The following is a 26,920-nucleotide window of genomic DNA, read 5'->3' on the forward strand; positions in this document are numbered from 1 at the left end:
TAACATGAAGAATGAAAAATCTGTATTATACCAATATAAACGAATTGCGGTAAAAATAGGAAGTAATGTTTTGACTCGAAAAGACGGAACATTAGATATCACCCGAATGTCTGCTTTAGTCGACCAAATAGCCGAACTGCACAAATCTGGTATTGAAATCATCTTAATTTCGTCTGGCGCTGTAGCATCTGGACGAAGTGAACTAAAAGAACATAAAAAACTTGATGCAGTTTCAAGCCGCCAATTATTTTCTGCCGTAGGACAAGCAAAATTGATAAATCGATACTACGAACTATTCCGTGAACATGGGATTTCTTGTGGACAAGTCCTTACTATGAAAGAAAATTTTGCTACACGTCGTCATTATCTGAACCAAAAACATTGTATGGATATAATGTTGGAAAATAACGTTATCCCCATAGTTAACGAAAACGATACAATATCAGTCACAGAATTAATGTTCACTGATAATGACGAACTCTCTGGACTTATCGCTACCATGATGGATATGGAAGCTTTAATAATATTGAGTAACATAGACGGTATATACAATGGTTCACCGGACGATCCAAAATCAACCGTTATAACAGAGATAAAAAATGGGAAAAATGACTTATCATCATACATCCAGACCCACAAATCTTCTTTCGGTCGCGGAGGTATGTTAACAAAATGCAACATAGCTCGAAAAGTTGCAGATGAAGGTATTACTGTAATCATCGCAAATGGAAAGAAAGATAATATCTTACCTGATTTATTACAGATTGGTAGTAAAATGGTATGTACTCGTTTCTTGCCCTCTTCTAAAGCTCCTTCGAGTGTAAAAAAATGGATTGCCCATTCTGCAGGATTTGCTAAAGGAGAAATATATATCAATCAATGTGCGACAGAAATGCTATTATCTCCTAAAGCAATAAGCTTATTGCCTATCGGTATCACTCAAATCATAGGAGATTTCGAAAAAGGTGATATTGTCCGAATTTTCAATCACAAAAATGAAGCTATTGGTTTAGGAAGAGCCTCCTTTGATAGCAACAAGGCACGTAAGCTCATAGGCCAACAGGGAGCTAAACCACTGATACATTACGACTATTTATATCTCGATTAAATAAAATCAATAATTTATTGCTCATAAATACAGTTTAAAGAAAAGTTTAAATTTATTCATTTTTATGTATAGAAATAGATATATTTGTGTATATTTATAAAATTGAATGAATAAAAATTATTATTTATATCCTTCTTTACCGTTTTTTTCCTAAATTTGTTATCAATAATATCATACAAAAAAGCTATGTCATCAATAACAGGAATCCTTAAAGCTGTAAAAAATGCTTCCCGCAAATTGAATCTATTAGATGTAACAACAATAAATTCAATTTTAATGTCAGTTGCTGATGAAACAGAAAAAGAAATTTCATATCTTCTGAATGAAAATAAACGTGATTTAGAAGTTATGGACAAATCAAATCCCAAATACGACAGACTCATGTTGACAAGTGCTCGTATTTCTGAAATAGCTTCTGATATGCGTAAAGTAGCCGCTCTTCCCTCTCCTTTAGGGCATATTTTAAACGAAACAATACGCCCCAATGGAATGAAAATATGTAAAATTTCAGTACCATTTGGTGTTATAGGAATTATTTATGAAGCACGCCCCAATGTAACATTCGATGTTTTTTCTCTATGCTTAAAATCGGGAAATGCCTGCGTTTTAAAAGGAGGTTCTGAGGCTCAATACTCAAACAAAGCAATTCTAAATGTTATTAACAATGTGTTAACAAAGTTTGGAATTGACTTAAATACAACAGTTTTACTATCAAATGAACGAGAAATAACTTCCGAATTATTAACAGCTGTTGATTATGTCGACTTGGTTATTCCCCGAGGGAGTAAAAACTTGATTGAATTTGTCAGAAATAATTCACTGGTCCCAGTCATAGAAACCGGAGCAGGAATTTGTCATACTTATTTCGATAAATACGGAGATGTAAAAAAGGGGAGTAACATTATTAATAACGCTAAAACCAGACGAGTCAGTGTTTGCAATGCTTTAGATTGTTTGCTCATTGATAGTGAAAGACTAAACGACCTCCCTGCATTATGCTCACCCTTATCAAACAGACATGTTATAATATATGCTGATGACGAAGCTTATAAAGTCTTACAAAATCAATATCCAATGGAACTTTTGCAATTGGCTAACGAAAAAAGCTTCGGTACAGAATTTTTAGATTATAAAATGGCAATAAAAACAGTGCATAATATGGATGAAGCATTGGAACACATCAATCATTATTCTTCAAAACATAGCGAATGTATTATTAGTGAAGACAAAAGCCGTCAACAACGCTTTATTAAAGAAGTAGATGCTGCCTGTGTATATAGCAATGTTTCTACAGCATTTACTGATGGAGGACAATTTGGATTTGGCGCTGAAATAGGTATCAGCACTCAAAAATTACATGCAAGAGGTCCTATGGCCCTTCCAGAGCTTACTACATATAAATATGTAATTTGGGGGGATGGACAAACACGACAGAATTAATTTTTTTATATCTTTATCACAAATTGTCCTATTTACCCTCAAAAAAAGTCTAAAAAGGAAGTTATATAAACGATAAATTTGTAGTTTTACACATATAAAAATTTCAATGTAATGCGTTATTTTACAAATGTCCATGATTTGGGAAATTTAAAAGATGCTTTAAAAGAAGCATTCGAGATAAAGAGCAACCGTTTTGGATACCAAGAGCTAGGCAAGAACAAAACCTTGATGATGATTTTTTTCAATTCAAGTTTACGTACTCGCCTCAGTACTCAAAAAGCTGCAATGAACTTAGGTATGAATGTAATGGTATTAGATATCAACCAAGGAGCTTGGAAACTAGAAACAGAACGAGGAGTCATCATGGACGGGGATAAACCGGAGCACCTTTTAGAAGCCATACCCGTAATGGGTTGCTATTGTGATATTATCGGTGTTCGTTCTTTCGCCAAATTCGAAAATAAGGAAGATGATTATCAGGAAAAAATATTAAATCAGTTTATTCAATATTCTGGTCGACCTGTATTTAGCATGGAAGCCGCAACTCGACATCCATTACAAAGTTTTGCAGACTTGATTACAATTGAAGAATATAAAACTAAAGAAAAACCCAAAGTCGTATTAACCTGGGCACCTCATCCACGACCACTTCCTCAAGCTGTAGCAAACTCTTTTTCCGAATGGATGAACGCTACAGATTACGAATTCGTAATTACTCATCCCAAAGGATATGAGCTTGCTCCTGAATTTGTAGGAAATGCAAAAGTAGAATATAATCAAAAAAAAGCTTTTGATGGCGCAGATTTCATATATGCTAAAAATTGGTCTGCATATACAGATCCGAATTATGGAAAAGTAATCAATACAGACCGGTCTTGGACTGTAGACTCTGAAAAAATGGCATTAACAAACAATGCATTCTTCATGCACTGTTTACCTGTAAGACGAAACATGATTGTAAGTGACGACGTAATCGAAAGCTCCCAATCTATCGTCATACCAGAAGCTGCAAATCGAGAAATATCGGCCCAAGTTGTATTAAAACGTATTTTGGAAAGTTTATAACAAAATCAGTCTTTTTTTAAAGAGGACCCAATATATACAACTATGAAAAAATCTTTTACCTACATCATCATTTTATCTATGATATGCTTTACCATATCGGCACAGCAGAGAGATACCAATACGAAACAATGGAGTAGTGGGATGCTTTCGTGGGAAGATTTCCAAGATACAACCAATATAAAAGGAGTGTCCTCAATATTAAAAACAAATTTGGGTATAGATATCGAAAAGACTAAAGAAGGAAATACCAAAACAATACGGCCACGGGCATATGCTTATATCGATCGACCTCAATCCAGAATAGTTCCAAGTGAAAAGTCAGATACACTATTACGGTATTATCAAGCAACATTCGACCTTCTTGAGCTTTACAGAAGGAAATTACAAAACGAATTAAATAAAGGACTCACAGGAATAGATGCAGAAAACGAACATCGACATTATATGCAACTATATAATGAACAATGTGAAAAAATGGCAATAGAAACAGCCAAAGGAAAAAATCAAAACAAAATGCGAGAATGGGAATTATACATTATTCAAGAACTTAGAGCTACGCCTTTATCTTCAACTCCGCTTATACAACCTCGTGGGTTTGGATATGGTATTCACATTGGATTCGGTGCAATTTTTCCCATAGGAGATGATTTATCAAATTACTTTTCCCCAGCCTGGCAATTTCATTTAGGTCTCGATTTTGCATATAAAAGAGCCCACCTGCTTTTAGACATGGCTGCAGGCTCCACAAAAATGAAACAAGATTTATCTATTACATATGATAAAGGTACGCAAGAAACAACTTGGATAAAAGGACAACATCCATCTTATTCTCAATTCTCAGTAGCCTTGGGGTATGAAATGATAGATAATAAACATTTTTCTATGATGCCATTCATCGGTGGTACTCAAACCGAGTATTCACGAGTTCTTGACCGTCAAGGACAAGATAAAGTCAATATATATAAAAATGATTTTAATATAACAGCTGGAATAAATTTTGACTATCGTTTTTCAACTATCGTATCGCTGGTTCCATCTTTTTGGTTTGGACATCATGAAATGTTCACTTCATCTATACGAACACGTATATATATAAACTATGGTAAATACGATTTTATGTTGAAAGGAGTTCAGTTGGGTTTTTCTGTTAGCTATCGTGGGTTTGGCCGTTTATTAAAAATCTCTCAAAACTAAAAAATTAACGAGCTGTTATATGAAAACACCCCTGTTTTATCTCATAACGGATATAACACTTATTTTGCTTTCGAAGGGCCAGTAACACTTCAGCTAACAAATGCTTAAGCTGAGCATCAGCAACAGTATATCTATTGTCTATCCGTTGGAAACGGGAATACGCAATATCAAATGTAGTACCAAAACGATGTGCTGAATTTGAACTGGCATTGCTGTTCTTTTTTCTTAGTCTTGATATATCATTTTCAGCACGCAATACACTAGTAACAATTATCTTATAACTACCTCCTCCTCTACTCTGAAGAGAATCAATAAAATTCCGTCCTATTGTATCTAATAAATCCCGAGCTTTCGGAACTAAAAAAGGAATTGAATGTGAAAGCGAATCAATGGAATAATAATCACAATCCTCTATCTGGCATAATGCTTCTCCCAAATCAAATGCCTCCTCACGAGAATGTATCGGATTAATACCCAAACTCATGGCCGAAGATAAATGAACATCATTCATATCATTAAATGTTGATGAATATCGGCCAAACGGATTAATACGGATATCTTTTTTCACAGGAATCATTCTCTGTTCTTTTCTTTGCGAACATCCACCTAAAAAGACAAATAAAATTAACAAAAAATATATTACTATCTTCACTAAAAATTTTTCTTAACTAAATGAGGAACTATAATGCTTCACAAACTTAGAAAATTTTTTCTTTTCTACGAAATTTTTCATTACCCCCATTTTTCATTGTAGAAAATAAACTCCAGATTTCAAATATTTGTTATATCTTTAATGAATTTTCTATCAAGATTCTTGTTTATAATTTTATGGAAAAAATAACTGTTCCTGTTCTTGAAATGAGTTGCGCCGTATGCGCTAATAACGTAGAAAATGAGGTACGCTCAATACCTGGAGTCGATTCTGCTACTGTCAATTTTGCAACAAATACCCTTACAGTATCGTTCGATCCGAAAAAAACATCATTATTACAGATAAAGTCGGCTGTACAAGCAATCGGATATGATTTAGTCATTGAAGAAAATAACAGAGAAAAAATCCAAGAAAAAGCTGAAAAACAACATTACCAAAGTATAAAAAAGCGTACAATAGCGGCATGGATATTATCGATACCTCTTATGGGTATATCTATGACCATCATGCACCAAAACTGGGCAAACTGGGTAATGCTTTTACTTACTCTCCCCATCTTATTATTTTGCGGCCAATCTTTCTATATAAACGCATGGAAGCAATTCCGTCATAAATCGGCTAATATGGATACCTTGGTCTCTTTAAGTACAATAATAGCCTTTTTATTTAGCTTATTCAATACTATTTATCCAGACTTTTGGACAAAACGTGGCCTTGAACCACATGTTTATTATGAAGCTGCAGGCATGATTATTGCATTTGTTCTACTTGGAAAACTAATGGAATCCAAAGCTAAAAACAATACATCATCTGCAATAAAAAAACTAATGGGGTTACAACCTCAAACAGCACACCTACTCACTACTGAGGGAGAAAAAGAGGTTCCTTTAAATATTCTAAAACCCGGAGATCTTATTCGAGTAAAACCTGGAGAAAAAGTTCCTGTAGACGGAATTGTGTTCGACGGAAATTCATACGTAGATGAAAGCATGATAAGTGGAGAGCCTATCCCTGTAGAAAAGCAGAGCAAAGACAAAGTCCTGGCCGGAACAATCAATCAAAAAGGCACTTTTTCCATTACAGCGACACAAGTAGGAACACAAACCATACTCTCTCAGATTGTACGTATGGTTCAAGAAGCACAAGGCAGTAAAGCTCCTGTGCAACGAATTGCAGATAAAATCAGTTCTTACTTCGTACCGATTGTTATTATAATTGCAATTATCACCTTTATCGTATGGTTATTTGTCGGAGGTAATGATTTCTTTTCCTATGCTCTTTTATCTGCAGTTTCCGTTCTTGTAATAGCTTGTCCCTGCGCTTTGGGATTGGCAACTCCAACAGCTCTTATGGTTGGAATAGGAAGAGGAGCTGAAAATCATATCTTGATAAAAGATGCTTTTGCTCTCGAAAATCTTTGTAAAGTAAATTGCATTGTATTAGATAAAACTGGAACTATTACTCAAGGACACCCTGCTGTAACAGCAGAAATATGGTTACAAACACCTGATACAGAAATGCTGTCTGTACTATTAAGTGCCGAACAAAAATCAGAACATCCTCTTGCTCTTGCCATGACCGACTTTCTATTAAAAAAAGAGATTCAGCCTATTTCTGTCACTTCCTTTCAAAGTCTTACAGGGCAAGGAATTACAGTAGAATATAATAAAAATTCTTTTTGGGTAGGGAGTTTAAAAATGGCAGCAGAACAAACAACAACATTCCCTGAATCCGTAAAACCTGTACTCAAACAATGGCAGAATGATGGTCAAAGTATCGTCTGTTACGGTAAGCAAAATAGAATATTAGCCATTTTTGCATTATCTGATCCTATAAAAGAAAGTTCAAAATATGCCATTTCTTCATTACAAAAAAAAGGTATTGAAATACATTTACTAACTGGAGATAATCGCCATACAGCAAACTCGGTTGCTCTAAAATTAGGAATAAAAAATATACAAGCAGATGCACTTCCTTCAAGTAAGGAAGAATATATCAAAACCCTTCAAAACAAAAAGAAATTTGTTGCCATGGTAGGAGACGGAATAAATGATTCTCAGGCTCTCGCTCGTGCCGATGTCAGTATTGCAATGGGTAAAGGGACAGATATTGCCATGGATGTTGCCATGATAACATTAATCACTTCAGATTTATCTTTATTATCCAAAGCAATCAATTTATCTCGGAGAACCGTACGGATTATCCGAGAAAATTTATTCTGGGCTTTCATTTATAATATTATAGGAATACCTATTGCTGCAGGATTATTATACCCAATATGCGGAATATTACTAAATCCGATGTGGGCAAGTGCAGCAATGGCTTTTAGCTCAGTATCGGTAGTACTCAACAGTCTTCGTCTAAAATGGATAAAAATAAACTAAATAATAAATTATGGAACGTACTTTTAAAACAAATGCTAAATGCGCTGGTTGTGTGGCAAAAATCGGAGAAAAATTAAATCATACTCCAGGAATAACAGAATGGTCTATAGACTTAACTAATCCTAACAGGACCTTACTTATTAACTCTTCTTTAACAGATAATGAAATCATAACTTTAGTTTCAGAAGCAGGGTTCAAAGCCGAAAAATTAGCATAAAAATAGGCCATTTTTAAAAATGGCCTATTTTTATGCTAATTTTTCACATCATTAAATATATGTTTGGCATAATTATATCCATATTTATCATAACGAAGAACCATTTGTTGCAACCTTTCAAGAAATTACCTATATCAGGCATTGTCCTCTGGTCCTCTGATAAAGCATCAATTCGAGGCATTAGCCGGAACAGCTTTTCTTAATGTTTGAATTTCCATAAAAAGTCCCCGCATTACGACTTCCATTAATAATGACAAAATCTGGAGTAACTTCGAGGGAATAGACTTCTGAATTCTCTGATTTATAATCATTTCTCAAAATAATAACATTTTTATTTCGAATCTTATTCGACACTTCAAGTTTCATTCCCGTGACAAACTGAATATACTCTGATAAAAATTCAGCATTCTTTTGTAACTCTTTATCTTCCAAAGAGTAACAAATACATGTATTTTTATTTATAAAAAATCCTTTATCATCTTCCAAATTAATGCTTTAAGGCAAAGGTATTACTTAATAATCAGCTGTAACAAAAAGCTTTTGATAAGAAAAGAATAAGCTTACGAACATAACAAAAATAGGAAAATGTTTCATGACCGATCTAACTGTAATTAAATACACAATAACAAAAGCTCTATTTCTCCTTTTTAAAATGGTTTCCATCCCAAACATATTCTAATGATGAATCCCTTAAATAAGGCTTTATTTGTTTATACATTTCCTCTGGCATATATTCATCTATAGTATACGTTATTTGCAAGTTATCATTTCCTTCACAAAAATCATATCGCATCAAAGAAATATCGACCCTTTGAACCATTTCATTAGCATTCTCATTAGATTTTTCATCGTCTGATAGGAAATCCCTATTGTCAGGTAAAATAATAAAATCTTTCCTATCTAAAGGTTTCCAATTCGTATCATAAAAATCAATACGACTATCACATGCTGGTGCACACACTGTATTCACAACAGCGATAACCGTTTCTTCTTTCCCTTTTAAAGGAAGTAGTTTTATCTGCATAGTAGATGAAGATGACAAGCCTACAGAAATATAATTATCCGATAATGCTGTTACATCTGATGTCCCTCCGAGAGAATTTGTTATCCCACCTTTTTGTGAATGTTGAAAAAGGTCAATCATATCCTTTCTTCGATTTGTTTCAATTTGAGGTAACAATTCATCTGGCATAATAATAAAAAAAGAAGATACTCTCTGTGCTTCCACAGATACAGCTATAAATAAAGAGAAAAAAAGATATATAATCGTACGCATACTAAAGCTCTATTTTTGTTATTAAAGTTACAAAAATAATCATATTATCCAATCCTAAAGATATTTAAGTAAGTTTTATTTACTCCCCAAATAGAGAAAAAACATACCTATCAACACTAAAATCAAATCAATAGCCTTATTCCTAATATTTCGTTCTTTAAAGAAAAATATTCCTGCCACAAAACTTACTACCACTCCACTTCTTCTTACCATAGAAACAATAGAAATCATAGAATCAGGATAACTAAGAGCATAGAAATAAACAAAATCAGCTATAACTAAAAACAGTGAAATAAAAAAAATACTGTTACGCCATTGGAAAGGAGTAGTAACTTTTCTTTTAGGATACCATAATAACAATAATATTATAAACATGATAGCCATCTGATAACAATTATACCAGACCTGTACAGTCATACGGTCAAATCGTGCCATCAAATATTTATCATATAAACCACTAACGGCTCCCGTTACTGTAGCGAGAACTATAAACCATATCCAAATATTATGTTTAAAATTTATGCCTTCCTTTTTCCCAGCAGACGAAAGCAAAAAAAATGAAATAATAGCCAAACTTACACCTATCCATTGAAACAAATTCAATCGTTCTCCAAATACAATAAGAGCACCCAGTAATGTCAAAACTGGCTGAGAAGCTTTTATGGTTCCTGCAATTGTTATAGGTAAATGTTTCGTTGCAAAATAGGCAAATAGCCACGATGATAAAACTATTATTGATTTAAGAATAATATACAAATGTGTCTCAAATGAAACTTTAGGAACATAGAACATTGTATTCTGTATCAATGTCGGACAAAAACGAGACATCAATATAATCGGAAGAAATAGTAAACTGCAAAAGACGGTATTAAAAAAAAGAACAGGAATAACGGCATTCTCATTTAATGCTGCTTTTTTGAAAACTTCATACATTCCTAACAAGGCTGCTGATATAAATGCTAATGTCAACCACATAATAGAATTATACTGGATAAAAGATTTTTTATACTGGAAAATAGAATTCTATTCTCCAGTATAAAACTATTTCATAAAAATATCATCCGGATACGAAATATCCATAAGAAACAATGCATTACCCGGCATTGATACCCCCGCTTTGCACCTATTTTTCTGCTCGATTATATGGCAAAAATCTATAACAGATATTTTTCCACGTCCCACATCTATCAACGTACCAACTATAGCTCGAACCATATTTCGCAGAAAACGATCGGCCTGAATAATAAAAACAGCCTTATTATCCATTATTTCCCAACGAGCTTGCATTATTCGACAATTATTTGTTTTTACGTCGGTATGCAACTTACTAAAGCTGGTAAAATCCATATAATCAAACAAATGGCTAGCAGCCCGATTCATTTTTTCAAAATCAAGACTACCATGATATCTCCAAGCATATCGTTCTTCAAATGGACTTTTATTTCCGATTACATAATAATGATAAGTACGAGACATAGCATCAAAACGACTATGGGCATCATTCTTTACCGGAACAATTTTATAAGCCGCAATATCTGAAGGTAATACTCGATTTAATTTATCACAAAAAGAATCGAGATTGGTTATGACTGTATCTACATCAAAATGAGCAACCATTACTCGAGCGTGTACCCCCGCATCAGTCCGTCCAGCTCCGACAACAGATATCTTTTCACGTAATATAAGAGATAGAGACTCCTCTACACACTCCTGTACCGTTATACCATTTGGTTGTATCTGCCATCCATGATATCGGAAACCATCATAAGCAAAATATAGAAAATATCTCTGCACGAGCCTTATTTTTTAATCCTTTTCAAGATAAGTATATCCATACAATCCAGACCGATAATTTGAAAGAAATTCTCGTCCTTCTTCAGGTGTAATTATTCCTGCTTTCATAGAACTTGTTACCCAAGTCTCTACACTACGTACCATCTTCTTTGGATTAAATTGGACATAATCAAGAACTTCAGCTACAGTCTCACCATCAATCACCTGATCTATTTCATAACGGTCTTTGTATACACTTACATGAACAGCATTGGTATCACCAAAAAGATTATGCATATCTCCTAAAATCTCTTGATATGCTCCTACAAGAAATACACCGATATAATAAGGCTCCTTCGTCAACGTATGTACAGGCAAATGATAATTAAAATTACGCGTGGAGATAAAATTATCGATTTTACCATCCGAATCACAAGTTATATCTTGTATTGTTGCTGTTCTATCAGGTTTTTCATCCAATCGGCTAATAGGCATTATAGGGAATATCTGGTCTATCGCCCATGAATCTGGCAAAGACTGGAATAACGAAAAATTACAAAAATACTTATCCGGAAGCATTTTTGAAATTTTTTTCAGTTCCTCCGGAGCATGCTTTATTTCTGAAGCAATAGAAAAAACTTCTCGTGCCACTGACCAGAATAATCGCTCCACCTGAGCCCGTGTTCGCAAATCAAGCATACCTAAACCAAATAAATCTAAAGCCTCTTCTCGTATCTGCAAAGCATCGTGCCAAGATTCTATCAAACGTGGTTGGTTGATAGAATCCCATAACTGATACATATCATGCACCAATTCATGGTCGGAATCACTAATCTCTTCATTCTCATCCCAAGATGGTAATGTCGTAGTCTCCAATACCTCAAATATCAAAACAGAATGATGTGCAGTAAGAGAACGTCCAGACTCCGTTATTATATTAGGTTGTGGAATATCATTCTTTGTACAAGCATCTACAAGAGAAGATATAGAGTCATTCACATACTCTTGTATAGAATAATTCATACTACTCTCACTACTTGACGAACGGGTACCATCATAATCGACACCCAATCCTCCACCGATATCAACAAAATCAATATCAAAACCCATATTATGGAGTTGAACATAAAATTGAGATGCTTCCCTCAATGCATTCTTAATACGACGTATCTTTGTTACCTGACTGCCTATATGAAAATGAATTAAGCGCAAACAATCTTTCATTTTATTCTTTTCGAGTATATCAAGTGCCTCAAGCAATTCACTCGAATTCAACCCAAATTTACTAACATCTCCTCCAGATTCTTCCCATTTACCACTACCAGAACTTGCAAGTTTAATACGAATACCAACATTCGGTCGTATTTTCAACCGTTTTGATATTGAAGCAATCAGCTTTAATTCATTCAATTTTTCTACAACAAGAAAAATACGCCGACCCATTTTTTGAGCAAGCAACGCTAACTCTATATAATTCTCATCTTTATACCCATTACAAATTATCAATGAATTTTCATCAATATTTATCGCTAACACTGCATGGAGTTCAGGTTTAGATCCTGCTTCAAGTCCTATATTAAATTTCTTGCCATGACTTACGATCTCTTCCACAACAGGTCGCATCTGATTTACCTTAATCGGATAAATAATAAAATTTTGAGCGGTATATCCATATTCATCTGCCGCTTGCTTAAAACAACGAGATATCTTTTCGATACGATTATCAAGAATATCAGGAAAACGTACCAAAACCGGAGATGTAACATCCCGAACTTGCAATTCATCCATTAACTCTTTCAGATCAACGCCTGCACTACCATCCCTAGGCGTGACAGTAACATGACCTTTATCATTAATAGTAAAATATTTCAGCCCCCAACCGTTGATATTATACAGCTCAGCCGAATCATCAATACGCCATCTTCTCATTCTTCGTAAATCTGAATTTTCTGTTAACCTTAATAAATTCACTCATAATATAAAAAACGAGATTAATTTATCGCTTTCTATAATTTGTAATGAGCGGCAAAAGTACAGATAAAAAATGAAAGGAAAAAGGGTATATTTAAAAATCATAAGGTCAGGAGCATAGACATTAAAACAACTTAACGGAAAACATAAGAATCATCTCTGATTATTCTAATTGATATATTAAAATAGAATTCATAGAATCGAATATTCAAGACTTAAAAAGATCATACAAAATTCAAGCTTTTTTATGTAGACAGTCCTTTTTTTCGTCATAAAATATTAACTTTGCATAGTTTTTATTTATTAACGAAATAACAATAAACAAAATGGTTAATTACAAAGATTTAGGTCTTGTAAACACAAGAGAAATGTTTGCAAAGGCTATCAAAGGAGGATATGCTATCCCTGCATTTAACTTCAACAATATGGAACAATTGCAGGCTATTGTCCAAGCTGCTGTAGAAACCAAATCACCAGTTATCCTTCAAGTATCAAAAGGTGCCCGTAATTACGCAAACCAAACATTACTTCGCTATATGGCAGAAGGTGCTGTAGAATTTGCAAAAGAATTAGGTTGTGCTCACCCAGAAATCGTTCTACATTTAGACCATGGAGATTCCTTTGAATTATGCAAATCTTGTGTAGACATGGGATTTTCCTCAGTTATGATAGACGGTTCTCATCTTCCTTATGATGAAAATGTTGCTTTAACAAAAAAAGTTGTTGAATATGCACATAAATATGACGTAACTGTAGAAGGTGAACTTGGAGTATTAGCCGGTGTTGAAGATGAGGTTTGTGCAGAACATCACACATATACCAAACCAGAAGAAGTTGTAGACTTCGTGACCAAAACTGGATGCGATAGTTTAGCTATTTCTATTGGGACCTCACACGGAGCTTACAAATTTAAACCTGAACAATGTACTGTAGATCCTAAAACCGGACGCTTAGTTCCTCCTCCATTGGCATTTGATGTATTGGACGGTGTAATGAAAGAACTTCCGGGATTCCCAATTGTTCTCCATGGATCTTCTTCAGTTCCTCAAGAATATGTCGAAATGATAAATCAATATGGAGGCAAATTAGATGCAGCTATCGGTATTCCAGAAGATGAATTACGTAAAGCAGCTAAATCTGCCGTTTGTAAAATCAATATTGACTCTGATAGCCGTTTGGCTATGACTGCTGCTATTCGCAAAGTCTTTGCCGAAAAACCTGCAGAATTCGACCCTCGTAAATATTTAGGCCCAGCCCGTGATGAAATGAAAAAATTATATATGCACAAAATTATCAATGTATTAGGAAGCAACGATAAATTAAGCTGCTAACATAATACACAAATAAGAGCATCATATAAACAGGGATATATCAACATATTGATATATCCCTGTTCGTTTAGAGAAGTTTTACTCTTTCCTTACAAAATTTATCGAAATACATAATAAATTGTAACCAATATGTATTTTAATAACACAAAAGAAATTATACAAGAACTAAATAGAGCAGGACAATCCCATAAACCGACTTTATTCATCATTAGTTTTAATACACAAGAAGGATTCTTATATCCTCTTAATAAAATTAATAACCAAAATATACTTTATGATTTTAATGGAATATCCAATATCCCAACTCATTATACACCTTCTAATAAAAAATTCTATTGGAAACCTCATTATATACCATTCAAAGACTATCAACAATCATTTGATATCGTAACCCAAAATCTATTATTAGGTAATTCTTTTCTTACGAATCTAACCTGTGCCACCCCTATAGAATGTAACCTGTCATTAAAAGAAATATTTTATAGGGCTAATGCAAAATATAAACTTTGGATAAAAAATAAATTTGTTGTTTTCTCTCCTGAAATATTTATACAAATCCATCCTGACAGAACGATATATTCTTATCCAATGAAAGGAACAATTGACGCAAACGAACCAGATGCAAAATATAAGATATTAAATGATAAAAAAGAGTCTGCCGAACATGCAACGATTGTAGACCTAATACGAAATGACTTAAGCATTATTGCAGATAAAGTAACTGTTTCTAAGTATAGGTACATTGATACAATAACAACACATCAAGGAAAACTTCTACAAGTCAGCTCCGAAATAAAAGGTATCCTACCCGAAAACTATCTTAATACATTAGGTGATATAATATTTAAATTACTCCCAGCCGGATCAATTAGCGGAGCTCCCAAAAGAAAAACAGTAGAAATCATTACAGAAGCCGAAAATTATGACCGAGGATTCTATACTGGTATAATGGGAATATATGATGGTAAGAAAGTCGATAGTGCTGTAATGATTCGTTTTATCGAACAAAATGCACAAGGCAAATATCTATTTAAAAGCGGAGGAGGAATCACTACTAAAAGTAAAATTCACAATGAATATAATGAAATAAAACAAAAAATATATGTGCCAATTTATTGAAAGTATAAGAATTGAAAATGGTAAAATTTGGAATATAGATTTCCATAATCAAAGAATGCATGAAACTCGAAAAGCATATTTCAACATAACTGAATTTTTAGATATAAAATCTATTATCTCCCCAAAAGAATATTCCAAACGTACCAAATGTAGAATAAAATATAATGAAAGTATCATCAGTATCGAATACTTCACCTATTATCTAAGACCTATTAATTCTCTACAACTCATACAATATAATAATATAGATTATTCTTTTAAAAAATATGACAGAAGCTTACTTAATGAACTATTCTCAAAAAGAAACAATTGTGACGATATCTTAATTGTAAAAAACAATCTTCTTACAGATACAAGTACATGCAATATAGCTTTATTCAACGGACAAGACTGGTATACTCCCCAAAAACCTTTATTAAAAGGAGTTCAACGTCAATATCTCCTCTCTAAAGGATTAATTAAAGCAAAAGATATCCATATCTCTGACCTTATTCAATATAACCGCATACGATTATTTAATGCATTAATAACATTTGGTGAAATAGAATTTCCTACAAATCTGATATATAAAGAACAAGAATAATTAGCTCCTCTGAAACTAATTATCTCTGATAAAAACATTAAAATAGAGCAAATAAATTAGCATAAGTCATCTAAGAACCTTTATTTTTCATAACTTCTATTTATTCCTAAATATATAACTAGTTATTAGAAAGAGGATAGAAATAACATACACCTTCTTTTGAATGCCCGAAAAAAAGGGTAGCGGCGTGTCCGGGAATCGGGTCGCGGGGGAGGGGGGGGAAATGCATCTCCAAGGGGAAAAAAATAGGGAGGAGAGCAGGACCCTGCGGTCTTCTCTCCTCCCTATTCTCCTATAATACGGCAGCTACCTACTCTCCCACTGTGACGCAGTACCATCGGCGCGGTCAGGTTTAACTTCTCTGTTCGGAATGGGTAGAGGTGGAACCCTGACACTATAACCACCTGAATGCCTTCTTTTTTGCCATACAAAAAAAGAAAAGAAAAAGAAAAACACCAACAAACGACAGAACGATACCACGTATCCGGCACTACCGGAATCATACCTTACAGAAAGTCTCGGGTGATTAGTTTTGCTCGGCTTTGGCATTACTGCCTTTACACCTGCAACCTATCTACGTCGTCGTCTGCAACGACCCTCTAGGGAAATCTTATCTTGAGGCTGGCTTCGTACTTAGATGCTTTCAGCACTTATCCAATCCCGGCTTAGCTACTCAGCAGTGCTCCTGGCGGAACAACTGATAAACCAGCGGCCGGTCCAACACGGTCCTCTCGTACTAGTGTCAGAGCCTCGCAAATTTCCTGCGCCCACAACAGATAGGGACCGAACTGTCTCACGACGTTCTGAACCCAGCTCGCGTGCCACTTTAATGGGCGAACAGCCCAACCCTTGGGACCTTCTCCAGCCCCAGGATGTGACGAGCCGACATCGAGGTGCCAAACCGCTCCGTCGATATGAGCTCTTGGGAGCGATCAGCCTGTTATCCCCGGAGTACCTTTTATCCTTTGAGCGATGGCCCTTCCATGCGGAACCACCGGATCACTATGCTCTAGTTTCCTACCTGATCGACGTGTCGGTCTCTCAGTCAAGCACCCTTGTGCCATTACACTCTACGGCCGGTTACCAATCGGCCTGAGGGTACCTTTAGAAGCCTCCGTTACGCTTTTGGAGGCGACCACCCCAGTCAAACTACCCACCAAGCAGTGTCCTCTCTAATACAGAGTTAGAATTCAAATAATCAAAGGTCCGTATTTCAACAGCGGCTCCTCGGATACTGGCGTACCCAATTCTCTGCCTCCGGACTATCCTACACATCAAGTACCCAAATTCAATGCTAAGTTGCAGTAAAGGTTCACGGGGTCTTTCCGTCCCGTTGCGGGTAATCGGCATCTTCACCGATACTACAATTTCACCGAGCTCACGGTTGAGACAGTGTCCAGATCATTGCACCATTCGTGCAGGTCGGAACTTACCCGACAAGGAATTTCGCTACCTTAGGACCGTTATAGTTACGGCCGCCGTTTACTGGGGCTTCAATTCTACGCTTCTCTTGCGATGACGTCTCCTCTTAACCTTCCAGCACCGGGCAGGTGTCAGGCTGTATACTTCATCTTCCAATTTCGCACAGCCCTGTGTTTTTGTTAAACAGTTGCCTGGACCTATTCTCTGCGCCCGACTTCTTTCAGTCGGGACCCTTTCTCCCGAAGTTACAGGGTCAATTTGCCTAGTTCCTTAACCGTGAATCTCTCGAGCGCCTTGGTATATTCTACCCAACCACGTGTGTCCGTTTGGGGTACGGGTGAATGTAGCATATGTTTAGCGGATTTTCTTGGGAGTCTGATTACCATCGCTATCCGGTTGTCCGAGGACGCCCGGTACTATCAAGTTCGACTATCCCGGCGGATTTGCCTACCGGGACAATATCTACACTCTTCAACCTGCTATTCCGTCTGCAGGCGGATGTGTCACTGCTCCGTCTCCGCGTCACTCCTACATTCAGTAACGGAATATTAACCGTTTCTGCCATCGGCTGCGCCGTTCGGCTACGCCTTAGGGCCCGACTTACCCTGATCCGATTAGCGTTGATCAGGAACCCTTGGTCTTGCGGCGAGGAGGTTTCCCGCCTCCTTTATCGTTACTTATACCTACATTTGCTTTTCCACTGTCTCCAGTCTGTCTCAAAACAGGCCTTCTGCGACCCGTGGAATGCTCCCCTACCAATATTTGCATATTCCATAGCTTCGGTAAATAGCTTATGCCCGATTATTATCCACGCAGAATTCCTCGACTAGTGAGCTGTTACGCACTCTTTAAATGAATGGCTGCTTCCAAGCCAACATCCTAGCTGTCTTTGCAATTCTACTTCGTTAATTCAACTTAGCTATTATTTCGGGACCTTAGCTGATGGTCTGGGTTGTTTCCCTCTCGGACATGGACCTTAGCACCCATGCCCTCACTCCTCGGTCTTGAGTTGAAGCATTCGGAGTTTATCAAGACTTGATAGGCGGTGAAGCCCTCGCATCTTATCAGTCGCTCTACCTCTTCAACTCGAACCCGAAGGCTGCACCTAAATGCATTTCGGGGAGTACGAGCTATCTCCAAGTTTGATTAGCCTTTCACCCCTACCCACAAGTCATCCGAAAACTTTTCAACGTTTACCGGTGCGGTCCTCCAGTTGGTGTTACCCAACCTTCAACCTGCTCATGGGTAGATCACTTGGTTTCGCGTCTACTCCTGCTGACTATGACGCCCTGTTCAGACTCGCTTTCGCTTCGGCTCCGGGCCTGAAGCCCTTAGCCTGGCCAACAAAAGTAACTCGTAGGTTCATTATGCAAAAGGCACGCCGTCACTCCATATAGAAGCTCCGACCGCTTGTAGGCGCATGGTTTCAGGGTCTATTTCACTCCTCTGTTCGAGGTTCTTTTCACCTTTCCTTCACAGTACTGGTTCGCTATCGGTCTCTCGGGAGTATTTAGCCTTACGGGATGGTCCCCGCGGATTCATACAGGATTTCTCGTGTCCCGCACTACTCAGGTGCCGCCTCGGCTTCGCTTCGGATTCGTCTACGGGATTGTCACCTTCTTTGATCCAACTTTCCAATTGGTTCGACTTCCTCCGCTCTTGCCTTTATCGGCGGTCCTTCTACCCCGCTCCTGCCGAAACAGGAACGGTTTGGGCTCTTCCGCGTTCGCTCGCCACTACTAGCGGAATCATTGTTATTTTCTTTTCCTGTGGGTAATGAGATGTTTCAGTTCCCCACGTTTGCTCACTGACTTGCAGTGTGTCGCCTTGCGACGACGGGTTGCCCCATTCGGAGATCTACGGGTCAGCGGATATTTGCTCCTTACCGTAGCTTTTCGCAGCTTATCACGTCCTTCTTCGCCTTCGAGAGCCTAGGCATCCTCCATGCGCCCTTGTTTACTTTCTTTTCCCGGCTATTGCCGCCGATTCTCCGACGGCCCTCCGGTGTGATGTATACCTGGTTCGCTTTCTTTCTTGGTTTGCTAGGTTTTTTGTTTGTTCTTTTCTTTTTTCAGTATGTCAAAGATCTTCTTTCGTGGAGAATAACGGATTCGAACCGTTGACCCCCTGCGTGCAAAGCAGGTGCTCTAGCCAGCTGAGCTAATCCCCCAAACTTCTGCCAGTTTGGTAGTCCCAGGCAGATTTGAACTGCCGACCTCTACATTATCAGTGTAGCGCTCTAACCTACTGAGCTATAGGACTGTCAATTCATCCCTCTGCCGGGCTGCTTCTTCTCTTTTATCTTGTTACAATAGACCGTAGAAAAAAACGGGGTCGTCTCCGTCTCATTTATCGGAAAGAGGACGCCTGAGCGTTCTTTGTGGAGGATATCTTCCCTTTTACTCCAGAAAGGAGGTGTTCCAGCCGCACCTTCCGGTACGGCTACCTTGTTACGACTTAGCCCCAGTCACCAGTATTACCCTAGGACGCTCCTCGCGGTTGCATACTTCAGGTACTCCCGGCTCCCATGGCTTGACGGGCGGTGTGTACAAGGCCCGGGAACGTATTCACCGCGCCATGGCTGATGCGCGATTACTAGCGAATCCAGCTTCACGGAGTCGAGTTGCAGACTCCGATCCGAACTGGGACAGGGTTTCGAGATTGGCGCGGCATTGCTGCCTGGCTACTCGCTGTCCCTGCCATTGTAACACGTGTGTCGCCCCGGACGTAAGGGCCGTGCTGATTTGACGTCATCCCCACCTTCCTCGCAGCTTACGCTGGCAGTCTCGATTGAGTCCTCAGCTTCACCTGGTAGTAACTATCGATAAGGGTTGCGCTCGTTATGGCACTTAAGCCGACACCTCACGGCACGAGCTGACGACAACCATGCAGCACCTCGCAGGCGGCTATTGCTAGCTGCGTACTTTCATACGCATTCCTCCTGCGTTTGAGCCCGGGTAAGGTTCCTCGCGTATCATCGAATTAAACCACATGTTCCTCCGCTTGTGCGGGCCCCCGTCAATTCCTTTGAGTTTCACCGTTGCCGGCGTACTCCCCAGGTGGAATACTTAACGCTTTCGCTGTACCGCTTACTGTATATCGCAAACAGTTAGTATTCATCGTTTACGGCGTGGACTACCAGGGTATCTAATCCTGTTCGATACCCACGCTTTCGTGCTTCAGCGTCTGTTTCACCCCAGTATGCTGCCTTCGCAATCGGGGTTCTGCGTGATATCTATGCATTTCACCGCTACACCACGCATTCCGCATACCTCTTGTGGACTCTAGCCCTACAGTTTCAACGGCAGTTTCCCGGTTGAGCCGGAACATTTCACCGCTGACTTATAGGGCCGCCTACGCACCCTTTAAACCCAATAAATCCGGATAACGCTCGCATCCTCCGTATTACCGCGGCTGCTGGCACGGAGTTAGCCGATGCTTATTCGTATGGTACTTGCAATAGCCCACACGTGGACTCTTTTACTCCCATACAAAAGAAGTTTACAACCCGTAGGGCAGTCTTCCTTCACGCGACTTGGCTGGTTCAGGCTTCCGCCCATTGACCAATATTCCTCACTGCTGCCTCCCGTAGGAGTCTGGTCCGTGTCTCAGTACCAGTGTGGGGGACCTTCCTCTCAGAACCCCTATCCATCGTCGCCTTGGTGGGCCGTTACCCCGCCAACCAGCTAATGGAACGCATGATCACCTGTAACCGGTTACCCTTTCGCCGGCCTTTCATGCAAAAAACCGGCGGCATGGGGTATTAGTCCGAATTTCTCCGGGTTATCCCCCTGTTACAGACAGATTCCATACGCGTTACTCACCCGTGCGCCGGTCGCCAGCGTATCAGCAAGCTGATACCTGATGCCCCTCGACTTGCATGTGTTAGGCCTGTCGCTAGCGTTCATCCTGAGCCAGGATCAAACTCTTCGTTGTAATATCTATTTTTTTCTTTTTCTTACTCCCGTAAAAGCCGATATCATCCCCTGCTCTGATGCCCGTATCATTTCCTTATTCTCTTGACGTGGACTATTACCCCCTCCGGTTTCCCAAAGGGGCCCGTCTCTTTCTACATTTCTCTCTGTCTATCGTAATACTTTCAATGACCTCTTGCATTTCCTTCCGGATTTATTCCGTTTCTATCGGAAAGCGGATGCAAAAGTACACGCTTTTTTATTCCTATCCAAATCTTTTTTGAACTTTTTTTCGACTTTTTTCAAATAAAGATACTACAAATCTAATTACCAACTTATTACCTTCTACCACCTCCACAAAAAAAATTTTCTCTACAATACTAAAAATTATATGAGTAGATTTTCCTTAAAGTTAAGGATTTCATAGAAAATGAAAGGATAAAAATACCCATTAATAAAATAATCCGTATATTTGTCCTACTAACTTAAAAAATAAATTTTATATGAATTCAGATTATTCAGTTTCGGATTATCAATCCAAATTAGCTCAATCTACTTTAATAAAAAACGTATACTTGTGGATGACTGCTGCTCTTGCAATAACCGGTATCACCGCAATGGCAGTAAGTAATTCATATGCAATGCAACAACTCATATTTGGAAGTCGCTTCATGTTTTTGGGTCTTATCATTGCAGAACTGGCCCTTGTTTGGTATGTATCCGCTCGTATACAATCTTTGTCATTTACTACGGCCACAGGATTATTTATGTTATATTCTTTTATTAATGGTCTAACCTTATCTGTTATTTTCCTTGCTTATACAACAACATCAATAGCCTCTACATTTTTTGTAACAGCAGGAACATTCGGAGCTATGAGTTTATACGGATATTTTACTAAAAAAGATCTTACGTCTTTAGGTAATCTCCTTTTTATGTTACTTATCGGGTTAATCATTGCTACTGTTGTAAATATTTTCTGGGCTAACAGCACATTATATTGGATTACAACTTATGCAGGTATTTTTATTTTCGTTGGTTTAACAGCTTATGATACCCAAAAAATAAAAAGATTATTAAATGGTCAGGAAATAACAGAAGAATCTCAAAAAATGGCCCTTTTAGGTGCTCTTTCTTTGTACCTTGATTTTATTAATTTATTCTTATATCTTCTTCGTATTTTTGGAGACCGCAAATAAGAAAAAGGAAAGGTAGTTTTATATTTAAATCTAAGGCTACCTTTCCTTTTTCATCTTTATAAAGAATCATCTGAAAGAATATTTTCTAAATCTTTTCCTGACAGCTTAATATGTAATTTCCCATTTCGCGCAACAGATATATTCCCTGTCTCTTCTGAAACAATTACTGCTGTTGCATCTGACTCCTGAGAAATGCCCAATCCTGACCGATGCCTCAATCCCAATGATTTAGGGATGTCATTATTATGAGAGACCGGCAATATGCAAGCTGCAGCAACAATACGATTATCAGCAATTATCATAGCGCCATCATGCAAAGGGCTATTCTTAAAAAAAATATTTTCAATGAGGCGAGAATTAACATCTGCATTTATAATATCGCCTGTCTGAATATACTGAGTCAAAGCAATATCTTTTTGAATAACAATTAATGCTCCCGTCTTAGTTTTTGCCATATTCATACAAGCATACACCAAAGGTATAATATAACTCTGAGCTTTAGAATTATCTTTTTTATCTGGGAAAAATAATCGAAAGAAAAAACGCCATCGTTTATGTGACCCTAATTCAACCAAAAAACGTCGTATTTCATCTTGAAACAAGATAACCAAAATAAGAACACCAACACTTATAAGCTTATCCATAATTGCACCCATAAGACGCATGTCCAGTATTCTGGTCACCACAATCCAAACAGCAAGAAAAGCCATTATACCACCAAATATATTAATAGTACCAGAATCCTTCATCATCTTATATATATTATATAAGAGTAAGGCTACTAATAATATATCAATGACATCTTTTATTCCAAAGTGTACAAACATATTGTCCTTCTTTTATATACTCACTGTAAATCAATTTGCCTCTAACGTTTTCATCACAATTTTCACTGTCTCCACAGCTACTTTCACATCATGCACTCTCAATATATTCGCTCCTCCCAATAAAGCCAGCGTATTTAAAACTGTAGTTCCATTCAGACTGTTTTCAGGGGTTGAATCCAATAATTTATATATCATTGACTTTCTAGAAATACCAACTAATATAGGCAATCCTAAAGACATAAATTCCGACAAATGATTCATCAGTTCATAATTTCCTTCCAATGTTTTACTAAAACCAAAACCAGGATCAATAATTATATCTTTAGCACCCATTCGAGTCAACCGATCAATTCGGAGAGAAAACCACTGTAACAACTCCGCCACAATATTCTCGTATGATGTGTGTTTCATCATTGTTTGGGGAGTACCTTTCATATGCATCATAATATATGGAACTCCAGTCTCTGCGACCACATTAAACATATGAGCATCCATCTCTCCACCAGAAATATCATTTATAATATTTACCTGATACTCCCTAATACACCATTCCGCAACATCTGCTCTAAAGGTATCTACTGAAATACAAATATCCGGATATTCTTTTCTAATAACACTTAAACCCACAGCAAGTCTACGTTTTTCTTCTTCGACAGATATATCTGCTGCCTGCGGACGAGATGAATATGCTCCAATATCTATCATATCTGCACCCTCGCTCACGATCTGCTGTAATCGTGAAATTATAGTTTTTTTATTATAACAACGACTGTCTGTATAGAATGAATCAGGAGTCACGTTCAATATACCCATTACCAATGGACGATTTATTTCTAATAATGCTCCATTTATATTTAGAGAAAATGTCTTTCTAGATACTATATTCATTTTTTTATTCTAACATTACAAGTAACGAAGATAGTTTTTTTTATTGGATTAAGAATATCATTTTTCCATTTTCTCTAATCTTTCATTCTTATCTGCGGGTATGACTTTTCTATCATCTTTTTCTAAAAGGATTATCGAATTCGATTCAGCATCTTCTGGAATAACTCGTATAGGCTGGACTCGAGAATCAGAACTTGGCAAATTTTTCTTTTTCTGTATTTTTGTTTTAGAAGACAAAGGTTTTGTTTCTAATTGAGATTTAAAAGCTTCTATTTCTGACTGAAACTGTTCATACTCTTGTACTGATTCGGTTACTGTTTCACTTTCTTGCATCCAAAAACGAAATACTAAAAATCCCAAAATCAATAACAACAATATCCCTACCGCAAACCTTTGATTACGGGAAAAATAGAACAATCGGGAGCTTATACTTTCTTTCATTTTAATTAAAAATACCTAAGCCATACAAGAAAATAAGAAATATTGCAACCGGAGCAATAAATCGAAGCGAAATCATTAACAAATCAAAATACCATATTTTTATTTGCCCATAATTACTAATTTGATTTTTGACAAACTTTTTGTCTAATATCCAACCTACATATATTGATATCAACATTCCTCCTAAGGGTAATAGAATATTAGAGGCCAAAAAGTCACTAAAATTAAATATAGTATAACCTAATATCGTAAAATCGGAAAGAGGTCCAAAAGATAATGAGCACAAAACAGCCATAATGAAACATAGAAATATCAACCATAATGTTGCCCGGCTACGAATAAAACCAAACTCTTCATGCAAATAAGAAATAGCTACTTCACAAAGAGAAATCGTTGACGTCAATGCTGCTACAGTAATCAATATAAAAAACAATAAAGACCACAAATATGCACCAGGCATCTGCTGAAAAACATTTGGCAATGTTATAAATATCAGCTCTGGTCCTTGTGCAGGACTAATTCCATAAGAAAACACCGCTGGGAAAATCATTACACCTGCCATAATAGCCACGAATGTGTCTAATGAAGCTACAGTTACAGCAGTTTTTGTCAAAGAAGTTTTATCCGAAAAATAAGATGAATAGGTAATTAAAGTTCCCATTCCTAAGCTTAGAGAGAAAAAGGCTTGCCCCATAGCTCGCAATATCACATTAGAATCTATTTTAGAAAAATCAGGATGGAACATAAATGATAATCCATCTACAGTGCCAGGCATAAATAAAGAACGTATACTAAATATAATAAGAATAACAAACAATAAAGGCATCAATACGTTTGATGCTTTCTCTATCCCATTGTGTACACCTCTTATCAATATAACATAGTTAGTTAATAAAAATAACCCCGTCCAGAAAATTGGACGAATAGGGTCTTCAGTAAATTCCGTAAACGCTGACTGAAATGCCTCAGGAGATTTATTAGCTAAACCAAATGTCAAAGACTGGTATACATAATCAAGAGTCCATCCAGCTATAACAGAATAAAAGCCCATAATAAATACTGCTGCAAAAATTCCCAAAATACCAACAATATACCAATGAGTCCTCGGGGTAAGTTTTATAAAAGCCCGGCTAGCATTGGATTTTGCACTACGACCAATAGTAAATTCTGCTAACATTACTGGTAAGCCAAGTATGAGCACACAGATAAAATAAACAAGCAAAAATGCAGCTCCTCCATTCTGCCCTGTCTCATAAGGGAATCTCCATATATTACCCAATCCCACTGATGAACCAGCAGTAGCTGCAATCACACCCAATTTTGTAGCAAAAGTTGCACGTTTAGTCATATTCTTACCGTTCATTTATAATCTAACATATGCAAAATTAGCATTAAAGATTAAATTTATTTATATTTTTATCCATAAAAACACCATTTCAAAACAAATATAGGCCTTATTCGTTCAATTGTTTACAATAATAATAAAACTACCTTTATGTAATTATAAAGAATTATCTTTGTAATATTATCAATTAGTACATAAACATGACACATAACAATTTGTTTAAATACATTCAGTACTTTGTACCTCCTTTTTCACCCACAATTTTTATTATAAGTTGTATCTTATACTTATCCTTAAACTCTTTTTCCAATATACCTGACACTCCGTTATTTCATATTCCTTATTTCGATAAGATTATCCACTTCTGCATGTATCTTGGATTAACTGTAGTATTTTATTTTGATTGGACCAGATATAGTATAATAACCAAAAAACAAAAATCTATCAAATACATATGGATTCTCTGGTTGTTTCCAATCCTCTTTGGAGGAATAATGGAAATAGCACAAAAATATTTGACAAATACTCGTAGCTGTGATTTTTTCGACTTTTTGTCAAATTCCGTCGGAGTAATATCGGGATTTTTATTAGGAATGCTTTTCATTCTCCCATGGATAAAACGGTATTCTTCTTTGTGTAAATAAATAGAATACCGTTTCTGAATAAGTATTTTTCACGTTTTCACCAATGATTTTAAACATTCGTTTTCGGCTTTAAGAAAAGAAAACGTAACTTTGTAGGCATTAAAATCTTAACCATTTACAAATTAAA

At 36.9% G+C, this 26,920-nt stretch carries 21 protein-coding genes, 2 tRNA genes and 3 rRNA genes; 11 read left to right on the forward strand and 15 right to left on the reverse strand.

Annotated features, from left to right (window positions below; all coding sequences use genetic code 11):
• Window positions 1-4: 4 nt before the first annotated feature.
• The 4 genes from proB (at window position 5) to Cop2CBH44_RS09115 (ending at window position 4,807) form a co-directional block, all read left to right on the forward strand.
• On the forward strand, window positions 5-1,108 hold the full coding sequence (gene proB, locus Cop2CBH44_RS09100) for a glutamate 5-kinase (protein ID WP_200754677.1): 1,104 nt from the start codon (window positions 5-7) through the stop codon (window positions 1,106-1,108).
• 186 nt (window positions 1,109-1,294) lie between these two features.
• Entirely contained in the window at window positions 1,295-2,548 is a 1,254-nt protein-coding gene (locus Cop2CBH44_RS09105; RefSeq protein WP_021930528.1) for a glutamate-5-semialdehyde dehydrogenase, read from the forward strand.
• 111 nt (window positions 2,549-2,659) lie between these two features.
• On the forward strand, window positions 2,660-3,613 hold the full coding sequence (locus Cop2CBH44_RS09110; RefSeq protein ID WP_021930527.1) for an N-acetylornithine carbamoyltransferase: 954 nt from the start codon (window positions 2,660-2,662) through the stop codon (window positions 3,611-3,613).
• A 42-nt stretch (window positions 3,614-3,655) separates the two neighbouring features.
• Window positions 3,656-4,807, forward strand: a complete 1,152-nt coding sequence (locus tag Cop2CBH44_RS09115; RefSeq protein ID WP_200754678.1) for a hypothetical protein — start codon at window positions 3,656-3,658, stop codon at window positions 4,805-4,807.
• 4 nt (window positions 4,808-4,811) lie between these two features.
• On the opposite strand, the gene Cop2CBH44_RS09120 is transcribed toward Cop2CBH44_RS09115, so the two are convergent.
• Window positions 4,812-5,384: a DUF5715 family protein gene (locus Cop2CBH44_RS09120; RefSeq protein ID WP_246469105.1), complete on the reverse strand. Its 573-nt coding sequence runs from the start codon at window positions 5,382-5,384 to the stop codon at window positions 4,812-4,814.
• A gap of 251 nt (window positions 5,385-5,635) precedes the next feature.
• Between Cop2CBH44_RS09120 and Cop2CBH44_RS09125 the strand changes: the two genes are divergently transcribed.
• Together Cop2CBH44_RS09125 and Cop2CBH44_RS09130 are read left to right on the forward strand one after the other, a co-directional pair.
• Window positions 5,636-7,843 (forward strand): heavy metal translocating P-type ATPase, encoded by a 2,208-nt coding sequence (locus tag Cop2CBH44_RS09125; protein ID WP_200754680.1) that lies wholly within the window; start codon window positions 5,636-5,638, stop codon window positions 7,841-7,843.
• A 10-nt stretch (window positions 7,844-7,853) separates the two neighbouring features.
• Window positions 7,854-8,060, forward strand: coding sequence for a heavy-metal-associated domain-containing protein (locus tag Cop2CBH44_RS09130; protein WP_021930523.1), 207 nt, complete (start codon window positions 7,854-7,856; stop codon window positions 8,058-8,060).
• Window positions 8,061-8,240: 180 nt separating this feature from the next.
• Here Cop2CBH44_RS09130 and Cop2CBH44_RS09135 read toward each other — a convergent pair whose 3' ends face one another.
• The 5 genes from Cop2CBH44_RS09135 to speA form a co-directional block, all read right to left on the reverse strand.
• The gene (locus tag Cop2CBH44_RS09135; RefSeq protein WP_200754681.1) at window positions 8,241-8,546 is read right to left on the reverse strand and encodes a glycoside hydrolase family 20 zincin-like fold domain-containing protein; all 306 of its coding nucleotides are present in this window, start codon (window positions 8,544-8,546) and stop codon (window positions 8,241-8,243) included.
• A 148-nt stretch (window positions 8,547-8,694) separates the two neighbouring features.
• Complete coding sequence (locus Cop2CBH44_RS09140) at window positions 8,695-9,336, reverse strand: DUF3256 family protein (protein ID WP_200754682.1); 642 nt, start codon at window positions 9,334-9,336, stop codon at window positions 8,695-8,697.
• A 75-nt stretch (window positions 9,337-9,411) separates the two neighbouring features.
• A complete protein-coding gene (locus Cop2CBH44_RS09145) occupies window positions 9,412-10,311 on the reverse strand; it encodes a DMT family transporter (RefSeq protein WP_200754683.1) in 900 nt (299 codons plus the stop codon).
• Window positions 10,312-10,377: 66 nt separating this feature from the next.
• Window positions 10,378-11,130, reverse strand: a complete 753-nt coding sequence (gene truA / locus Cop2CBH44_RS09150) for a tRNA pseudouridine(38-40) synthase TruA (protein ID WP_200754684.1) — start codon at window positions 11,128-11,130, stop codon at window positions 10,378-10,380.
• Window positions 11,131-11,142: 12 nt separating this feature from the next.
• On the reverse strand, window positions 11,143-13,038 hold the full coding sequence (gene speA / locus Cop2CBH44_RS09155) for a biosynthetic arginine decarboxylase (RefSeq protein WP_200754685.1): 1,896 nt from the start codon (window positions 13,036-13,038) through the stop codon (window positions 11,143-11,145).
• Window positions 13,039-13,406: 368 nt separating this feature from the next.
• Between speA and Cop2CBH44_RS09160 the strand changes: the two genes are divergently transcribed.
• The 3 genes from Cop2CBH44_RS09160 (at window position 13,407) to Cop2CBH44_RS09170 (ending at window position 16,113) form a co-directional block, all read left to right on the forward strand.
• Complete coding sequence (locus tag Cop2CBH44_RS09160; protein ID WP_021930517.1) at window positions 13,407-14,411, forward strand: class II fructose-bisphosphate aldolase; 1,005 nt, start codon at window positions 13,407-13,409, stop codon at window positions 14,409-14,411.
• A 129-nt stretch (window positions 14,412-14,540) separates the two neighbouring features.
• Window positions 14,541-15,530, forward strand: coding sequence for an aminodeoxychorismate synthase component I (locus Cop2CBH44_RS09165; RefSeq protein ID WP_021930516.1), 990 nt, complete (start codon window positions 14,541-14,543; stop codon window positions 15,528-15,530).
• Window positions 15,514-16,113, forward strand: a complete 600-nt coding sequence (locus Cop2CBH44_RS09170; RefSeq protein ID WP_021930515.1) for an aminotransferase class IV — start codon at window positions 15,514-15,516, stop codon at window positions 16,111-16,113. The genes Cop2CBH44_RS09165 and Cop2CBH44_RS09170 overlap by 17 nt, the downstream gene beginning before the upstream one ends.
• 297 nt (window positions 16,114-16,410) lie before the next feature.
• On the opposite strand, the gene rrf is transcribed toward Cop2CBH44_RS09170, so the two are convergent.
• The 5 genes from rrf to Cop2CBH44_RS09195 form a co-directional block, all read right to left on the reverse strand.
• Window positions 16,411-16,521: ribosomal RNA gene (gene rrf / locus Cop2CBH44_RS09175) — 5S ribosomal RNA — on the reverse strand.
• 99 nt (window positions 16,522-16,620) lie between these two features.
• Window positions 16,621-19,501: ribosomal RNA gene (locus Cop2CBH44_RS09180) — 23S ribosomal RNA — on the reverse strand.
• Window positions 19,502-19,631: 130 nt separating this feature from the next.
• Window positions 19,632-19,705 (reverse strand) — tRNA-Ala (locus Cop2CBH44_RS09185).
• A gap of 15 nt (window positions 19,706-19,720) precedes the next feature.
• A tRNA-Ile gene (locus Cop2CBH44_RS09190) sits at window positions 19,721-19,797 on the reverse strand.
• A gap of 146 nt (window positions 19,798-19,943) precedes the next feature.
• A 16S ribosomal RNA gene (locus tag Cop2CBH44_RS09195) occupies window positions 19,944-21,471 on the reverse strand.
• The 16S, 23S and 5S rRNA genes sit together here with 2 tRNA genes alongside, the layout of an rRNA operon.
• Window positions 21,472-21,952: 481 nt before the next feature.
• On the opposite strand from Cop2CBH44_RS09195, the gene Cop2CBH44_RS09200 reads away from it, so the two are divergent.
• Entirely contained in the window at window positions 21,953-22,648 is a 696-nt protein-coding gene (locus tag Cop2CBH44_RS09200; RefSeq protein WP_021929505.1) for a Bax inhibitor-1/YccA family protein, read from the forward strand.
• Between the two features lie 56 nt (window positions 22,649-22,704).
• Here the strand turns inward: Cop2CBH44_RS09200 and cdaA are convergent, their stop codons facing one another.
• From cdaA to Cop2CBH44_RS09220, 4 genes are read right to left on the reverse strand one after another with little or no spacing between them, the layout of a single operon-like run.
• Window positions 22,705-23,475 carry a diadenylate cyclase CdaA gene (gene cdaA / locus Cop2CBH44_RS09205; RefSeq protein ID WP_200754686.1) on the reverse strand — a complete coding sequence of 257 codons (771 nt, stop codon included), beginning with the start codon at window positions 23,473-23,475 and terminating at the stop codon, window positions 22,705-22,707.
• 30 nt (window positions 23,476-23,505) lie between these two features.
• The gene (folP, locus tag Cop2CBH44_RS09210; RefSeq protein WP_021929508.1) at window positions 23,506-24,363 is read right to left on the reverse strand and encodes a dihydropteroate synthase; all 858 of its coding nucleotides are present in this window, start codon (window positions 24,361-24,363) and stop codon (window positions 23,506-23,508) included.
• A 57-nt stretch (window positions 24,364-24,420) separates the two neighbouring features.
• Window positions 24,421-24,804, reverse strand: coding sequence for a hypothetical protein (locus Cop2CBH44_RS09215; RefSeq protein ID WP_021929509.1), 384 nt, complete (start codon window positions 24,802-24,804; stop codon window positions 24,421-24,423).
• Between the two features lies 1 nt (window position 24,805).
• Window positions 24,806-26,152, reverse strand: a complete 1,347-nt coding sequence (locus tag Cop2CBH44_RS09220) for a sodium-dependent transporter (RefSeq protein ID WP_021929510.1) — start codon at window positions 26,150-26,152, stop codon at window positions 24,806-24,808.
• A 197-nt stretch (window positions 26,153-26,349) separates the two neighbouring features.
• Between Cop2CBH44_RS09220 and Cop2CBH44_RS16730 the strand changes: the two genes are divergently transcribed.
• Window positions 26,350-26,793, forward strand: a complete 444-nt coding sequence (locus Cop2CBH44_RS16730; RefSeq protein WP_021929511.1) for a VanZ family protein — start codon at window positions 26,350-26,352, stop codon at window positions 26,791-26,793.
• Window positions 26,794-26,920: the final 127 nt, after the last annotated feature.

Origin of the sequence: Coprobacter secundus subsp. similis, from assembly GCF_015097275.1 — a bacterium.
Taxonomy (GTDB): domain Bacteria; phylum Bacteroidota; class Bacteroidia; order Bacteroidales; family Coprobacteraceae; genus Coprobacter; species Coprobacter secundus.

Coding starts and splice junctions, on each gene's coding strand:
- Cop2CBH44_RS09170 (WP_021930515.1), top strand. CDS start 15,514: ATGTGCCAATTTATTGAAAGTATAAGAATTGAAAATGGTAAAATTTGG.
- speA (WP_200754685.1), bottom strand. CDS start 13,038: ATGAGAAGATGGCGTATTGATGATTCGGCTGAGCTGTATAATATCAAC.
- proB (WP_200754677.1), top strand. CDS start 5: ATGAAGAATGAAAAATCTGTATTATACCAATATAAACGAATTGCGGTA.
- Cop2CBH44_RS09215 (WP_021929509.1), bottom strand. CDS start 24,804: ATGAAAGAAAGTATAAGCTCCCGATTGTTCTATTTTTCCCGTAATCAA.
- Cop2CBH44_RS09110 (WP_021930527.1), top strand. CDS start 2,660: ATGCGTTATTTTACAAATGTCCATGATTTGGGAAATTTAAAAGATGCT.
- cdaA (WP_200754686.1), bottom strand. CDS start 23,475: ATGTTTGTACACTTTGGAATAAAAGATGTCATTGATATATTATTAGTA.
- folP (WP_021929508.1), bottom strand. CDS start 24,363: ATGAATATAGTATCTAGAAAGACATTTTCTCTAAATATAAATGGAGCA.
- Cop2CBH44_RS09130 (WP_021930523.1), top strand. CDS start 7,854: ATGGAACGTACTTTTAAAACAAATGCTAAATGCGCTGGTTGTGTGGCA.
- Cop2CBH44_RS09115 (WP_200754678.1), top strand. CDS start 3,656: ATGAAAAAATCTTTTACCTACATCATCATTTTATCTATGATATGCTTT.
- Cop2CBH44_RS09105 (WP_021930528.1), top strand. CDS start 1,295: ATGTCATCAATAACAGGAATCCTTAAAGCTGTAAAAAATGCTTCCCGC.
- Cop2CBH44_RS09220 (WP_021929510.1), bottom strand. CDS start 26,152: ATGACTAAACGTGCAACTTTTGCTACAAAATTGGGTGTGATTGCAGCT.
- Cop2CBH44_RS09125 (WP_200754680.1), top strand. CDS start 5,636: ATGGAAAAAATAACTGTTCCTGTTCTTGAAATGAGTTGCGCCGTATGC.
- Cop2CBH44_RS09165 (WP_021930516.1), top strand. CDS start 14,541: ATGTATTTTAATAACACAAAAGAAATTATACAAGAACTAAATAGAGCA.
- Cop2CBH44_RS09200 (WP_021929505.1), top strand. CDS start 21,953: ATGAATTCAGATTATTCAGTTTCGGATTATCAATCCAAATTAGCTCAA.
- Cop2CBH44_RS16730 (WP_021929511.1), top strand. CDS start 26,350: ATGACACATAACAATTTGTTTAAATACATTCAGTACTTTGTACCTCCT.
- Cop2CBH44_RS09140 (WP_200754682.1), bottom strand. CDS start 9,336: ATGCGTACGATTATATATCTTTTTTTCTCTTTATTTATAGCTGTATCT.
- Cop2CBH44_RS09145 (WP_200754683.1), bottom strand. CDS start 10,311: ATGTGGTTGACATTAGCATTTATATCAGCAGCCTTGTTAGGAATGTAT.
- Cop2CBH44_RS09160 (WP_021930517.1), top strand. CDS start 13,407: ATGGTTAATTACAAAGATTTAGGTCTTGTAAACACAAGAGAAATGTTT.
- Cop2CBH44_RS09120 (WP_246469105.1), bottom strand. CDS start 5,384: ATGATTCCTGTGAAAAAAGATATCCGTATTAATCCGTTTGGCCGATAT.